Raw genomic sequence first — 13,572 nt, 5'->3', positions numbered from 1 at the left:
ATCTTCGATGACGACAAGCATTGTGGCGCTGCCGCACTCGGATTACTGGACCTGGCTCGGTGGCGGTGCCGCCGCCATCGTCCTGTATTCCATCCTTGGCCTGGTCCTGATGGTCGTCGGGTTCTACGCCATTGACCTGACCACCCCGGGACCGCTGCGCAAGATGGTCAATGCCGGCAAACCCAATGCGGTCATCGTGGCTGCCGCCGGAATGGTCAGCATGGCGCTTATCGTGGTGCTGGCGATCTACTCGTCGTCGGGCAAGCTCGGTGAAGGGCTGCTGGCGTCGGCGGTGTTCGGGTTGGTGGGTATCGCGGCGCAGGTGTTGATGATGCGCATCGCCACCGTGGTGATCGGTATCGACATGGACGTGTTGTTCGAATCGGACGAATACCGTTGGGAGTCGCGGATAGTGGCCGCAGCGCAGTTCGCGCTGGGCATTGTCGTGGCCGTCGCGATTCTCTGAGTTTTCTAGCCGGGGGGCCTGATCGCCAGCGCAAGCTGCTGCGGGACGTAGTTGACCAGCAGCGGGCCGAGTCCCATGAACGGCGTACCCAATACGGTGACGTCGAAGTCGGGAATCGGACCGACCAACGGGATCGAGTAATCGGGCACTCCGACCGTCGCCGTGAGGTAATGCGGTTGGACGAGAAGTCCGTCAAATGGTACGTGCGGAGTGATCGAAATGTTGTGAGGGAGTGGGATCGTGCCGCCAGGGATCGGAGGTAGGGGGAACGGAAGGGGGGTCTCGGGAATGACTATGTCTTGCAGACCCGTCGGCACCAGGATGGTCTCGTTTACGATCACTTGGCCATTGAGGAAGCCGTTGAGGATATTGGCCGGTGCATCGATGAGCGTACTGAGGGCGCCTACGGCATTGCCCGCGGTGATGGCTTGGTTGAACGTCACCAGGCTGGCGGTGAAGGCATCCAGCGCCGCAAACGGCGGACCCGCCAAGGCATAGGTGACAACCAACGGCAGGCTGTACGTCAGGCTCACGAACCCGGTCTGCGGGGCGAGGAACGGAAGCACTAGCCGCGCTTCGACGTTGGTTGCGGTCAACGCGCTCAATACGTTGGTGAAGTTCTGCGATATCTGCCTGGGTATGGATGGCGGCATTTGGTTGGTGAAGTACTGCGCTTCCTGCGCCGGGATGTTCAGGATGGTGAAGAAATCTTCCAGCGGCCCAATCGGTCGAGGAAAGGCCGTGCCCGTCAAGGTGAGCGTCGGAATGTCGAAGTTGATCGAGTAGTTGCTGGTGTCGTACCCCGTTATCAACAGATCCCGATAGGCCCCCGCCAACTGAGCTATGGCGGCGTTGTAATTGCCGGTCGTGACAAGCGTTTGAAACGACGTCTGAACGCCCGTCGCAAACGCGGGTAGGCCGGCCACCAGACCACTGAGACCACTGGTTGCCGAGGTGATGAACGTCTGCGCGAAGCCGGCCTGGGTGGCGATGAATTGCTGTATGTGCGCCGCGGCATTGAAGTTCAGCAGCTGCTGGATGGCGGCGGGGATGGTAGTCGGCAGGTTTGCCACGGTCGCCGGGAAGTTCTGGATGGCGGTGGTGAAACCGGTGATCGCCTGCTGCGCGTAGGACAGTTGGTTGGCGACGACCTGCCGCAAGAACGGCAACGGGTTAGCGGCCCAGCCGTTGCCGAGCGCTTGCAGGTTATTGGCGGTATTGACGACCAGTTGTGCGTACGCGCCGCCAGGGGCGGTCGCCGCCGTCCCCGCTGGGGTCCCGTTGGATACATTGGCCAAAGCCTGTGCCGCATTGGCGATTTCGGTGCCGGCGTACGCCGCCGCGCTGGTGTTGATCAGCCGTACGAACTCGGCATGGAAGGCTGCGCCCTGGGCGCTGACAGCTTGGAACTCTTCGCCGAAGGCGCCGAACACCCGCGAAATGGCGGCCGAAACCTCATCGGCCGCCGCGGCGGCCAGGCCGGTGGTGGGGCTGGCCGCCGACGCGGTTGCCTGCTCCAGCGTCGAACCGATGCCGGCCAGATTTTCGGCAGCCGTCGTTACCCACTCCGGCATGGTGACCACGAATGACATGGCCGTTTCCTCTCGACGAAATCTCCGAGGTGTGCCTGCGCCCGCCAGACGAATTCGAGCCTAATGTCCATCGGGTCGAGCGCGTTGGGGTTTGGCCTAATTGCTTGTGCGGCAGTCGTTTCGTGGCCGTCTGAGCTATCCGGCGAAATCTCGGGTTACGAACAGCAAGTGGATGAGCACCGTTTGGGCGAAAAGCATTGCGAGACCGGTGCTCAACACCAGCGCCCTTCCCCGTCGGGACTCGGCAGAAATCAGAGCGAGGGCCAGATAGATACACAGACACGGCAGTGCATAGCGGTGCACAGCCACGAAGCTGCTGTTGATCGTGAAGAACACCAGGGAACACAAGCCGAAGATGCCGAGCGGAATGCCCTTGCCGCGGTACCCGCAGAGTAAATAGAGCGAACAACTCAACAGCAATGCCAGGCAAAGTAGGGGGATCGAGTAGTTGACGACTATGTCGTTGTCGATCGGTCGTTGACCGAGGACGGCGCGGACCGTCTCCCGGGCCGACCGGAAAATGGAGTAGGCGAAGTTCGGCTCGAAATTGAGGTAGCCCCACGCTTTGGTGGATTGGTATGCGCTGAACATGCCAAAAAAGTTGCCGCGCATCACCCATAGGTACGTCCCATAGAGCAGGAACCCAACGGGCGCCAGGAGAAAATAAGCTGCGTTGCGGTTTGCGGCCTTCTTGATGCTCCAGTCGTACGCCCGCAAGTACTCCAAACCACACAGACCGACGAAGAGAAGTGCCGGTAGCCGGGTCGCGGTAAGGAACGCGAGCAGGATGGCCATGAACGCCCAACGCCTGCGCAGTGCAAAGGCATACGCCCAGAATCCGAGTGCGACGAAGACCGCTTCTGTGTAGAAAAGATGCATGAACGCCGCGGCCGGAGCCGCGAGAAACAGCGCCACTGTGGCGTAGCGGAACTTCCTGATTTCGAACTCGCGCGAGATCGTCAGTAGTGCGGCGATTGCGAACCCAAGGGCAACGGTGTTGACGAATAAACCGAGCGCCGTGTTCGAAATCAGATGGAAAGTCAGCACCGACAGCGTGCCCACGATAAGCGGGAACAAGGGATAGAACGCGGCCGACGCCGGGTTGATCTGATAATGCTCGTGCAGAATGTTCGAATACCACTGCGCGTCCCACAACATTGTGTGTTCCAAGAGCGCCGCACGATCTGGTGACAAAACGGCGCCGAGAATTGTCATCAACACCTGCCATAGCACGGCAATGGTGAGAGAGACGGCTACATCCGAGGTAAGCCATTCCGGGGTGCGACGCGCGGGCCGCGTGCGCTCCTTGAGATCGGCGTCGGAAATGGGTGGGACTGTTGGGGGCGGTGCTGCAAGAGTGAGCAGTCGCTCGGACCCCATCGGCACACACCCTCCCTCGGCAGTCTTGGGAACAAGATTGACCACGCTACCCAGATAGCGGTAACTGCACTACTTACCCATTTGGGCGGCCGGTCACACCCGTGCGGATTAGACGCAGTGGACCCCTGACCGGTTCCATATTCAAACCTGTTGCATGAGTTCGGAATAGGCGCCGATCGCGCGGCATCTCTTGTCGGTAGCAGAACGTAGAATTCGAACATGCTTTCGAGTTCGCGTGAGGAGATCGTGGGGGTCTTCGATGCGCTCGATGCCGAGTTGGATCGGTTGTGTGCGTTGTCGTTCGAGGTGTTGACGAATTCGGAGCGGTTGCGGGCCTTGGAGCGTTTGGAGCGGGTTGGTCGGCGGCTGCGGGTGCCCCAGCATGTGTTGATCAACGAACTCGGCGCCCAAGCCGGCACCGAAGAATTGGGCGGCACCCTGTCGTGCGCGTTGGCCGAGCGGTTGCGGATCACCAAAGCCGAAGCCAGCCGCCGTATCGGCGAGGCCGAGGATCTCGGTGAACGGCGCGCATTGACCGGGCAACCCTTGGCGCCGACGTTGAGCGCTACCGCACGCGCCCAGCGACAAGGATTGATCGGCGACGGACACGTCAAGGTGATCCGCGACTTCTTCACCCACCTGCCCACCCACGTCGATGTGTTCACCCGCGAGGCCGCCGAGGCCGACCTCGCCGGCAAGGCGCGCGAGTACCGCCCCGAGCAGGTCGCCAAATACGCCCGCCAACTCATGGACCTGCTGCACCCCGACGGCGACTACACCGATGAAGACCGCGCCCGCAAACGCACGCTGATGCTGGGCAAGCAAGAGCACGACGGCATGACGCGCATCAGCGGGCTGATCACCCCCGAACTACGCGCGCTGATCGAAGCCATGCTCGCCAAACTCGCCGCCCCCGGCATGGCCAACCCCGCCGATGAGGCCAAGGCTGATGTCCGCAGCACCGGGCAACGCAACCACGACGCCCTGGCCGCCGCGATACGGACGCTGTTCGCCTCCGAACAACTCGGCCAGCACCGCGGGCTACCGGTCACCGTGATCGTGACCACCACCCTCAAAGATCTCGAAGCCGGCACCGGCAAGGCTCGCACCAGCGGCGGGTCCCTGTTGCCGATGTCGGATCTGATCCGCATGGCCGCCCAAGCCCACCACTACCTGGCCATCTTCGACGACGCCAAACCCCTAGCCTTGTATCACGCCAAACGCTTCGCCAACCCCGCCCAGCGGCTCATGCTGCACGCGCTCGAGGGTGGCTGCACCCGACCCGGCTGCGACCAACCGCCGTATCACACCGAGGTCCACCACGTCACCGGCTGGACCACCACCGGGCGCACCGACATCACCGACCTCACCCTGGCGTGTGGACCCGACAACAGACTGGCCGAAACAGGCTGGACCACCCGCAAAAACACCCGCGGCCAAACCCAATGGCTCCCACCGGCCCACCTCGACCACGGCCAACCGAGAATCAACACCTTCCATCACCCGGAAAGGCTCTTCGCGGATGAAGACGACGAGGATCCCTAACCGCGCAGCGTCTTCGGCGGGACGGTGCACGCCACCAGTGCGGCGGCGTCGATGGTGCGCGGCCGGTATGGCAGCGTCGCCAGCCGCGCCGACATCAGAGCCACCGGGTCATCGGGTAGGTCGCCGGCGAGGCCGGACAAAAACGCCCACTCGTGTTCGTCGCTGCCGAAATAGACCACAGTGGCAAAGGTTTCGTGAAACCGCCGCCAGGACCACCGCAACGTTTCATTCCGCCACAGCGTTGGGCAGCCGGCCTGGTCGACCACCACCTGGCCGACCCCGCGGCATCGTTCCAGGAAGCCGGCGTCATACAGGCGGTTGTGCTGAGCGGTCTCGGCGCGTTCGTCAGGCAGGTCGATGACCACAATGTCGTAGGGCTCCGAGCAGTGCTCGACGAAGTCCCAGCCGTCACGGTAGTGCACCGTGACCGGTCCGAGTCCCCGTTCGGCTCTACGCAATTCGTCCACCGTGTAGCCGTAGGGTAGGTGTTGCGCGCAGAGGCGGACCGCGTCACGGTCGATGTCGACATGGTCGACGTGGGTGGCTCCGGCCGCAACCGCGAGCTGGCTCACCACGCCCTCGCCGGAGCCGATGATCAGTACCCGCTCGATCCGCTCGGCCAGTAGCAGCGCCGGAACCAGCAGCGCCTCGTGATAGACCAGCTGGCTGAACTCCGTGCTCTGCCGTTCGCCGTCGCTGAACAACGCGATGCCCTGCGAGGTCCGGCCGATCACCAGCTGCTGATACTCGGTCCGTACGTCGCAAATGACCTCCGAGAGCCACCAGTTCCGGGTGAGTCCCGGAGCCAGCGGTTCCACGATCGTACGGCCGTTGCCAACAGCGGGCATGAAATACGTTGGCAGCGGCGAAAAGCCGTTGAAGTCGACGGATGCGTAACTCGCCGTATAGGCGCCGGCATCCTCGATCCGGACGGAGTCCCCCGGCCGCAGCGTGACCGGCAGCGGATAGCTGCGGTAGAGCACGTCGTCTCCGTCGCACGTCGGACCGGCGACCACCGCGTCACCGACGGCATCACCGTCGCGCTGGGTACGTAACCGATACCGGATGTACTCGTTTTCGGTCTCCGCAAGACCGCCATAGCGGCCGATGTCGAGATACACCCAGCGGCAACCGTCGGTGCCGGTACGCACCGACACCACCTCGCACTCGATCCACCCGGCCGAGCCCACGATCACCCGTCCCGGCTCGATCACCAATCGTGGTGGGTGGGAGCCAAAATACCGGTCCAGCGCCGACGTAATGGTGTCGGCGACCACCGTCAGGGATGGCGCCCCATCCGCGTACGGCAGCGGGAACCCGCCCCCGATATTCAGCATGGTCAGTTCGCTGAAAACATCGAATATCTCTGCAGCACTGCGGATTCCCAGCTCCCACGCGCTCGGGTCCAGCTGCTGCGATCCGACATGAAAGCACACTCCGTCCGGACTGAGTCCCAGCTGCCGAGCCTGGCGCAACAGCTCCGAAGCATCCTGCGGTGCGCAGCCGAACTTGTGCCCGAACGGCGTGACCGATGCCGGAAACACCGGCGCCACCCGGCATTCCACGCTGGCACCGGGAGCGTGCTGGGCCAGCACAGCCACATCGTGTGCAGTGTCGAAGACGAACCGCCGCACCCCGGACGCATATGCGCGAACCACCGCCGCCGGCTTCTTGACGGTATTGCCGAAGGTCAGTCGCCGGCCGTCGATGCCGGCCCCGGCGCAGGCGTCGACCTCGCCCACGGATGCGACATCGAACTCGGCCCCTTCGGCGGCGAGCAAGCGCAGCACCGGCTGGGCCGGATTCGCCTTGACGGCGTAGCGAATCAACGCGCCCGGCAGCGCGGCCCGCAGTGTCTGGAAGTTACCGCGCACCCGGTCGAGATCGATCCTCAGATAGGGCGTCTCCGGCACACGTCGCAGATTAGCGGCCTGCTCAGGTCGGCGGATGAGCCGGCAGCGAGAAGTGTTCGGGCGGCACTTCCGGACCACTCGGCGGCTGGGTGGCGAGCGGTGTCGTGATGCCGTCCATGACCTCGGTCATGTTGCCGGTGAGGAGTTCGAAGTTGAGCACCCCGTGCTGGAAATTCTGGGTGGTGCGCAGCGGCTCGTGGATTTCTGCGCTGGTGGGCAGCCCCAGCGGTCCGCGTTCATAGCTCTGCGCCGCCCAGGCGTCGTAGATCGCACCCCCGACCGGTTGGGCGCCGGTCCCGGGCGACCAGTACATGGCGCCCTTGGCGAACGTTGCGAACCGCGACCCCGCCGCGCCCTCGGCCTCGGGTGAGGTCGGAGCGCCCAGCACGCTGGTCATCCCGCCGATGGCCTGCCAGTGCTCGTAGATCGCACCACCTTCCAGCGCCTTGATCAGTTCCTCTGGCGGATCGTTGAAATGCGCTGCAATGTCTCTGATCTCGTCCATCAACGCGTAGGCGGCATTGCCCGGGCAGTCGGTGTTGCCGACGTCGCGGTGGGTGAAGATGGTCGGCAACTTCGCGACGGCGCCGCTGGGATAGGTGGTGTAAGAGCTGCCGGCCGACACCAGTTCCACGGTGCTTTTTGGGTCGACGTCGGCGATGCCCAGCCGCCAGCCCAGCAGTCGGCCGACGGCGCGGAGCTGCAACGGGGTGGGCGCCACGTCATCGAAGTTGCCGAGCATCGCCACACCCCAGGTGTCCTGGTTGAATCCGCCGGTATGGAAGGCCTCCACCGGCTTCGTCAGTCCGCCGGCACTGCCCTCGAAGACCTGACCGTATTTGTCGACCAGCGCGTTGTAGGCGATGTCGCACCAGCCCAGGGTTTTGCTGTGGTAGGTGTAGATCGCCTTGACGATGCCGGCCGATTCCAGCGGCGAGTAGTCGTTGCTGCCGGCGGTGTGGTGGACCACGGCGGCCCGCACGGCGCGGTCATATTGCGGGCTCCCGCAGCGCAGCGATTCGTCAGCACCCCATTCCGCGCGGCTGATGATAGGCGGCGCCTGTCCCGGCATGTTGACTCCGGTCGGCGGCGTCCAGTGGGTTTCCGCGGGGGCCCGCGGCGGTGAGATGAGTATCGCGTTGATGTTCTGGCCGAACGGTTGCTCTTTGGTCACCGGTCGATAGCCCAAGCCGGGCGCACCCGAGGTGGGCGGCGGCTGGGTCACCGGCGCATCCACCGGCCGGGTCACCGCGATCTGCACCGCGGTGGTCGTGCCGACGAAGACGGGGTCGGTGCTGCGCGGGTCCCCGGTGGCTCCGGCACCGTTGGGCGCCGACGTCTGGAACTCGGTCTGATACCAGGGACCCCAGGACCCGTCGGGCCGTTTGGCGCGCACCCGGGTGGACGAGCCGGCCAGATCTCCGGTCAACGCGACCAGCGAGAACGGGGTGTCCTGGGTGATCTCGCGCACCGTCACGCCGCCACCCAAGCCGACAAGCGGTCGCTCGGTCAGCTGGGTGTCGCGGGCCGCCGCGGGCGGCTGCGGTCCGGTCGGGGGACGCATCAATACCCAGGTCACGATGACAACCGTCGCCAAAGCTGCAGTGAGCAGCATCGTCGGAGCGCGACCGCGGGGCACCAGGCGATGTTACGTGTGTGTCTGGTGTTTCATATGAGGCGACACGGTGTGGAGGCCGAAAACCTGTCGACGGCACCGCAGAGGAACTCCGCGGTGCCGTCCAGCGACAGGTTCGTAGGGATTAGACGGGCGGAGCTTCCGGCACGATCGCCGCGGGCACAGCCACCGGCGCCGCCGGAGCGGCTGCCGGCAGTGCGGCCGCCGCGGGAATGCCCGGCACGGCAGGCACCGCTGGTGCCGCGGCAGCGCCGGCGGCTGCCGGCAGTGCCGCGCCGGCAGCGGGCAGCGCCGCACCGGCAGCCGGTAACGCCGCGCCGGCAGCGGGCAGCGCGGGTGCGCCAGGCACGGCCGGGATGCCGGGCAGCGCGGGTGCCGCACCGGCCGGGGCTCCTGCGGCACCACCCTGGACGCCCTGCATGATCGCCGGCATCACCAGACCCTTGAGCAGGTCGATCGCCTGGCTGGCGCCCAGCTGGTTGGCCGCCTGCATCAGGTCGTTGACCAGGCCGCCGCCGCCACCGCCACCACCACCGCCGCCCGAGCCGACCGGGCTGAGCGGAGTCAGGCCGCCGCCGCCACCGCCCAGACCCGAGGTGTCACCAAGGATCGGGTAGGTGCCGTCCGCGCCCGGGTCGAGGCCGACCGGGGTGGTGATCGGAACCTCGCCGGTGCCGGTCGCCGGGCTCAGCGCCGATGGGCTACTCAGGCCCGGCGCCACTCCGGTGGGGCTGGTCAGCGCCGGGTTGACACCCGTGCCGGTCGCCGCGGTCGGCGCCGGCAGCGTGGTACCCGGCAGCGCCAACGAGCCGGGCGTGCTGGGTGTCAGTGCGGTGCTGGGCGACAGGCCGGGGCTGGCCAGCCCGGGACTGGTCAGGCCACCGCCGCCGAGGCCGGGACTGGCCAGGCCCGGAGTGGTCCCCAGGCCGGTGGTACCCAACCCGGTGCTGGCGGCACTGGTGCCGCCCAGCGCGGGAACCGGAGGCAGGTTCACCCCGAACTGGGACAACCCCTGCGAGAGGGCGCCGATCAGTTCGCTGGGCAGGTCGGCGACGTTCGCCGCCCGCTTGAACTCGTGGTGTTCCACCGGTTTGCTGTCGGCGGTCGACTCGTAAACGAGGAAGTAGGCACACGGACTTGCGACGGCCAGGGCGGCGACCGCGCTCATGGTCTTCGAGAGCTTGCGTCGGCGTCGGTTCGGCACGGAAGTCTCCTCAATCTGGATTATGTGGAGTCGGGTCGTAGACCCACACGACCGATGGTACGAGTGAGAATGCTGTGACTAGAGTGGCGAGACCGAATCGTGAGGTGAGTGGTTCACAGGTGTGACGTTCGACCGACGTCTGGCCTCGTATCCTCTGATACCTGGGAAAACCGGGAGCCCCCCGCCCGCCAAATCGGGTTTTGGCTGCGAGGTCCGATACCCTAGGCAACCGATGACTTCTCCTTCAGGTCGCTATGACCTCTATGTCGTCGGCTCCGGATTTTTCGGCCTGACGATTGCCGAGCGCGTGGCTACCCAACTCGACAAGCGGGTTCTCGTGGTCGACCGGCGCCCGCACATCGGCGGTAACGCCTATTCAGAACCCGAACCGCAGACCGGGATCGAGGTCCACAAGTACGGGGCGCACCTGTTCCACACCTCCAATAAGAAGGTGTGGGACTACGTGCGACAGTTCACCGAGTTCACCGATTACCGGCACCGGGTGTTCGCGATGCACAACGGGCAGGCCTACCAGTTCCCGATGGGGCTAGGCCTGGTGTCGCAGTTCTTCGGCCGTTATTTCAGTCCCGAGGAAGCCCGGAAGCTCATCGCCGAGCAGGCGTCCGAGATCGACACCGCCGACGCGCAGAACCTCGAAGAGAAGGCCATCTCATTGATCGGCCGGCCGCTCTACGAGGCGTTCGTGAAGGGCTACACCGCCAAGCAGTGGCAAACCGACCCGAAGGAGCTGCCGGCGTCGAACATCACCCGGCTGCCGGTGCGCTACACCTTCGACAACCGCTACTTCAGCGACACCTACGAGGGCCTGCCGGCCGCGGGCTACACGGCGTGGTTGCAGAACATGGCCGCCGACGACCGCATCGAGGTCAGGCTGAACACCGACTGGTTCGACGTCCGTGACGAACTGCGCGCGGCCAACCCGGACGCACCAGTGGTCTACACCGGCCCGCTGGACCGCTATTTCGACTACGCCGAAGGCCGACTCGGCTGGCGCACACTGGATTTCGAGGCGGAAGTACTGCCGATCGGCGACTTTCAAGGCACGCCGGTGATGAACTACAACGACCCCGACGTCCCCTACACCCGCATCCACGAGTTCCGTCACTTCCACCTCGAGCGCGATTACCCGACCGACAAGACGGTCATCATGCGCGAGTACTCCCGGTTCGCCGGGGACGACGACGAGCCCTACTATCCGATCAATACCGAGGCCGACCGCGCCCTGTTGGCCGCCTATCGTGCCAGGGCGAAGTCCGAGACGGCGTCATCGAAGGTGCTGTTCGGCGGACGCTTGGGCACCTATCAATATCTGGATATGCATATGGCCATTGCCAGCGCTTTGAGCATGTACGACAACGTCCTTGCGCCGCATCTGCGAGATGGCGCCCCGCTGATCGAAGAAGGCGCCAAATGAGTGCCGTGAGCCTGCTGTCGCGCATCATCCTGCCGCGACCGGGTGAACCCCTCGACGTCCGCAAGCTCTACCTCGAGGAGTCCACCACCAACTCCCGTCGCGCGCACGCGACCAGCCGCACGTCGCTGGAGATCGGCGCCGAGTCCGAGGTGTCGTTCGCGACGTACTTCAACGCGTTCCCGGCCAGCTACTGGCGGCGCTGGTCCATCTGCCCCGCCGTGGTGCTGCGCGTCGAACTCGTCGGAACCGGACGTGTCGACCTCTACCGGACCAAGGCCACCGGGGCGCGGATCTTCATCGAAGGTCGCGAATTCGCCGGCAGCGAGGACCAGCCCCAGGTGCTGGAAATAGAGGTGGGACTGCGGCCGTTCGAAGACGGCGGCTGGATCTGGTTCGACATCACCACCGACACCAAGGTCACCTTGGTCAGCGGCGGCTGGTATGCGCCGATGCCGGCCCCGGGCACGGCCAACATCGCCGTCGGGATTCCGACGTTCAACCGGCCGTCGGACTGCGCCAACGCGCTGTCCGAGCTCACCGCGGATCCGCTGGTGGACGAGGTGATCGGCGCGGTGATCGTGCCCGATCAGGGCACCCGCAAGGTGCGTGACCACCCGAACTTCCCGGCTGCGGCGTCGAAACTCGGTGCCCGCCTGTCCATTCACGACCAGCCCAACCTGGGCGGTTCCGGCGGCTACAGCCGGGTGATGTACGAGGCGCTGAAAAACACCGACTGCCAACAGATCCTGTTCATGGATGACGACATCCGCATCGAGCCGGACTCGATCCTGCGGGTGCTGGCGATGAGCCGGTTCGCCAAGGGCCCGATGCTGGTCGGCGGCCAGATGCTGAACCTGCAGGAACCCTCGCACCTGCACATCATGGGCGAAGTGGTCAACCGGTCGAACTTCATGTGGACCGCCGCGCCGCACACCGAATACGACCACGATTTCGCCGAGTACCCGCTCAGCGACAAAGAGGACAAGAGCAAGCTGCTGCACCGGCGCATCGATGTCGACTACAACGGCTGGTGGACCTGCATGATCCCGCGGCAGGTGGCCGAGGAGCTGGGCCAGCCGCTGCCGTTGTTCATCAAGTGGGACGACGCCGATTACGGGCTGCGGGCCGCCGAGCACGGCTACCCGACCGTCACCCTGCCCGGTGCGGCGATCTGGCACATGGCGTGGAGCGACAAGGACGACGCCATCGACTGGCAGGCCTACTTCCACCTGCGCAACCGGCTGGTGGTCGCGGCCATGCACTGGGATGGCGACATCTCCGGCCTGGTCCGCAGCCACCTCAAGGCGACACTGAAACACCTTGCCTGCCTTGAGTATTCGACGGTGGAGATCCAGAACCGGGCCATCGACGACTTTCTGGCGGGACCGGAGCACATCTTCTCGATCTTGGAATCGGCGCTGCCCGAAGTGCACCGACTGCGCAAGGCCTACCCGGATGCGGTGGTGCTGCCGGCGGCCAGCGAACTACCCGCGCCGCTGAACATGACCAGGGAGATGAAGCCACCGGTGAACCCGGTGACCATCAGCTACCGGCTCGGCCGCGGGATCCTGCACAACATGAAGGCGGCCGACCCGGCGCACCACGTACGGCCCGAGTACAACGTGCCCACCCAGGACGCGCGCTGGTTCCGGCTGTGCACGGTCGACGGCGTCACCGTCACCACCGCCGACGGGTGCGGCGTGGTCTACCGGCAGCGCGACCGGGCCAAGATGCTTTCGCTGCTGTTCCAGTCGATCCGTCGGCAGCGCAAGCTGGCCCGCCGATTCGACGAGATGCGCCGGGTCTACCGCGAAGCATTGCCGGTGTTGTCCAGCAAGCAGAAGTGGGAGACGGTGCTGCTTCCCAGCGGCGCGGCGGCCAGCCAAGAGCCCAGACATGGCTGATTCCGCGGAGTCACCGCGCGGCGAGGTTGCCGCGATGGTGGCCGTTCAGTCGGCGCTGGCTGACCGCCCCGGGGTGCTGCCCGTCACCCGCGCGATGTCGCACTTCGGCGAGCACAGCCTCGGTTGGCTGGTGGTGGCACTGCTCGGGGCAATCCTGTCCCCGAGCCGCCGCCGGGAGTGGATCCTGGCCGGCGGCGGCGCCTTCGCCGCCCACGCGGCCGCCGTCCTCGTCAAGCGGGTGGTACGGCGCGAACGGCCGCACCACCCGGCGGTCGCGGTGAACGTCGGCACGCCCAGCCGGCTCAGCTTCCCTTCGGCGCACGCCACTTCGACGACAGCCGCGGCGATCCTGCTCGGCCGGGTGACCGGTTTGCCGCTGCCCGTGCTGTTGGTCCCACCGATGGCGCTGTCGCGAATACTGCTGGGCGTGCACTATCCGAGCGACGTGGCCGCGGGTGTCGCGCTCGGCGCCGCGGTCGCCGGACTAGCCGTTCGGG

General features: G+C 65.5%; 10 protein-coding genes. 5 read left to right on the top strand and 5 right to left on the bottom strand.

Annotated elements, in window-relative coordinates; all coding sequences use genetic code 11:
* Positions 1 to 7: 7 nt before the first annotated feature.
* A complete protein-coding gene (locus A5645_RS11315) occupies positions 8 to 466 on the top strand; it encodes a DUF350 domain-containing protein (RefSeq protein WP_036362496.1) in 459 nt (152 codons plus the stop codon).
* Between the two features lie 5 nt (positions 467 to 471).
* On the opposite strand, the gene A5645_RS29085 is transcribed toward A5645_RS11315, so the two are convergent.
* Both A5645_RS29085 and A5645_RS11305 read right to left on the bottom strand, forming a co-directional pair.
* Positions 472 to 2,058: a PE family protein gene (locus tag A5645_RS29085; protein WP_065129554.1), complete on the bottom strand. Its 1,587-nt coding sequence runs from the start codon at positions 2,056 to 2,058 to the stop codon at positions 472 to 474.
* A 135-nt stretch (positions 2,059 to 2,193) separates the two neighbouring features.
* Positions 2,194 to 3,438: a putative hexosyltransferase gene (locus A5645_RS11305; RefSeq protein WP_155767963.1), complete on the bottom strand. Its 1,245-nt coding sequence runs from the start codon at positions 3,436 to 3,438 to the stop codon at positions 2,194 to 2,196.
* A 219-nt stretch (positions 3,439 to 3,657) separates the two neighbouring features.
* On the opposite strand from A5645_RS11305, the gene A5645_RS11300 reads away from it, so the two are divergent.
* Positions 3,658 to 4,983, top strand: a complete 1,326-nt coding sequence (locus A5645_RS11300) for an HNH endonuclease signature motif containing protein (RefSeq protein WP_065129552.1) — start codon at positions 3,658 to 3,660, stop codon at positions 4,981 to 4,983.
* On the opposite strand, the gene A5645_RS28645 is transcribed toward A5645_RS11300, so the two are convergent.
* The 3 genes from A5645_RS28645 to A5645_RS11285 all read right to left on the bottom strand — a co-directional run bounded on the left by A5645_RS28645 (position 4,980) and on the right by A5645_RS11285 (position 9,736).
* Positions 4,980 to 6,896, bottom strand: coding sequence for a spermine/spermidine synthase domain-containing protein (locus A5645_RS28645; protein ID WP_081288292.1), 1,917 nt, complete (start codon positions 6,894 to 6,896; stop codon positions 4,980 to 4,982). The two genes, A5645_RS11300 and A5645_RS28645, sit on opposite strands and share 4 nt — an antisense overlap.
* A 22-nt stretch (positions 6,897 to 6,918) precedes the next feature.
* Positions 6,919 to 8,511 carry an LGFP repeat-containing protein gene (locus A5645_RS11290; protein WP_065129551.1) on the bottom strand — a complete coding sequence of 531 codons (1,593 nt, stop codon included), beginning with the start codon at positions 8,509 to 8,511 and terminating at the stop codon, positions 6,919 to 6,921.
* 145 nt (positions 8,512 to 8,656) lie between these two features.
* Positions 8,657 to 9,736 carry a hypothetical protein gene (locus A5645_RS11285; RefSeq protein ID WP_231123124.1) on the bottom strand — a complete coding sequence of 360 codons (1,080 nt, stop codon included), beginning with the start codon at positions 9,734 to 9,736 and terminating at the stop codon, positions 8,657 to 8,659.
* A 232-nt stretch (positions 9,737 to 9,968) separates the two neighbouring features.
* Here A5645_RS11285 and glf point away from each other — a divergent pair, with 232 nt between their 5' ends.
* The 3 genes from glf to A5645_RS11270 form a co-directional block, all read left to right on the top strand.
* Positions 9,969 to 11,171: a UDP-galactopyranose mutase gene (glf, locus tag A5645_RS11280; RefSeq protein ID WP_065129550.1), complete on the top strand. Its 1,203-nt coding sequence runs from the start codon at positions 9,969 to 9,971 to the stop codon at positions 11,169 to 11,171.
* Positions 11,168 to 13,075 carry a glycosyltransferase gene (locus A5645_RS11275; protein WP_065129549.1) on the top strand — a complete coding sequence of 636 codons (1,908 nt, stop codon included), beginning with the start codon at positions 11,168 to 11,170 and terminating at the stop codon, positions 13,073 to 13,075. Before glf ends, A5645_RS11275 begins: the two co-directional genes overlap by 4 nt.
* Positions 13,068 to 13,572: phosphatase PAP2 family protein (locus A5645_RS11270; protein ID WP_065035762.1), on the top strand; the 505-nt coding region annotated here is incomplete at its 3' end. The genes A5645_RS11275 and A5645_RS11270, both read left to right, overlap by 8 nt.

This window comes from Mycobacterium asiaticum (genome assembly GCF_001673635.1).
Lineage (GTDB): Bacteria > Actinomycetota > Actinomycetes > Mycobacteriales > Mycobacteriaceae > Mycobacterium > Mycobacterium asiaticum_C.
Note: the sequence above shows the minus strand (reverse complement) of the source record. Positions and strands in the feature narration are given on the sequence as shown.

Excerpts from the sequence above, each read along its gene's own strand:
- A5645_RS11300 (WP_065129552.1), top strand. The coding sequence starts at position 3,658 with ATGCTTTCGAGTTCGCGTGAGGAGATCGTGGGGGTCTTCGATGCGCTC.
- A5645_RS11305 (WP_155767963.1), bottom strand. The coding sequence starts at position 3,438 with ATGGGGTCCGAGCGACTGCTCACTCTTGCAGCACCGCCCCCAACAGTC.
- A5645_RS29085 (WP_065129554.1), bottom strand. The coding sequence starts at position 2,058 with ATGTCATTCGTGGTCACCATGCCGGAGTGGGTAACGACGGCTGCCGAA.
- A5645_RS11290 (WP_065129551.1), bottom strand. The coding sequence starts at position 8,511 with ATGCTGCTCACTGCAGCTTTGGCGACGGTTGTCATCGTGACCTGGGTA.
- glf (WP_065129550.1), top strand. The coding sequence starts at position 9,969 with ATGACTTCTCCTTCAGGTCGCTATGACCTCTATGTCGTCGGCTCCGGA.
- A5645_RS11315 (WP_036362496.1), top strand. The coding sequence starts at position 8 with ATGACGACAAGCATTGTGGCGCTGCCGCACTCGGATTACTGGACCTGG.
- A5645_RS11275 (WP_065129549.1), top strand. The coding sequence starts at position 11,168 with ATGAGTGCCGTGAGCCTGCTGTCGCGCATCATCCTGCCGCGACCGGGT.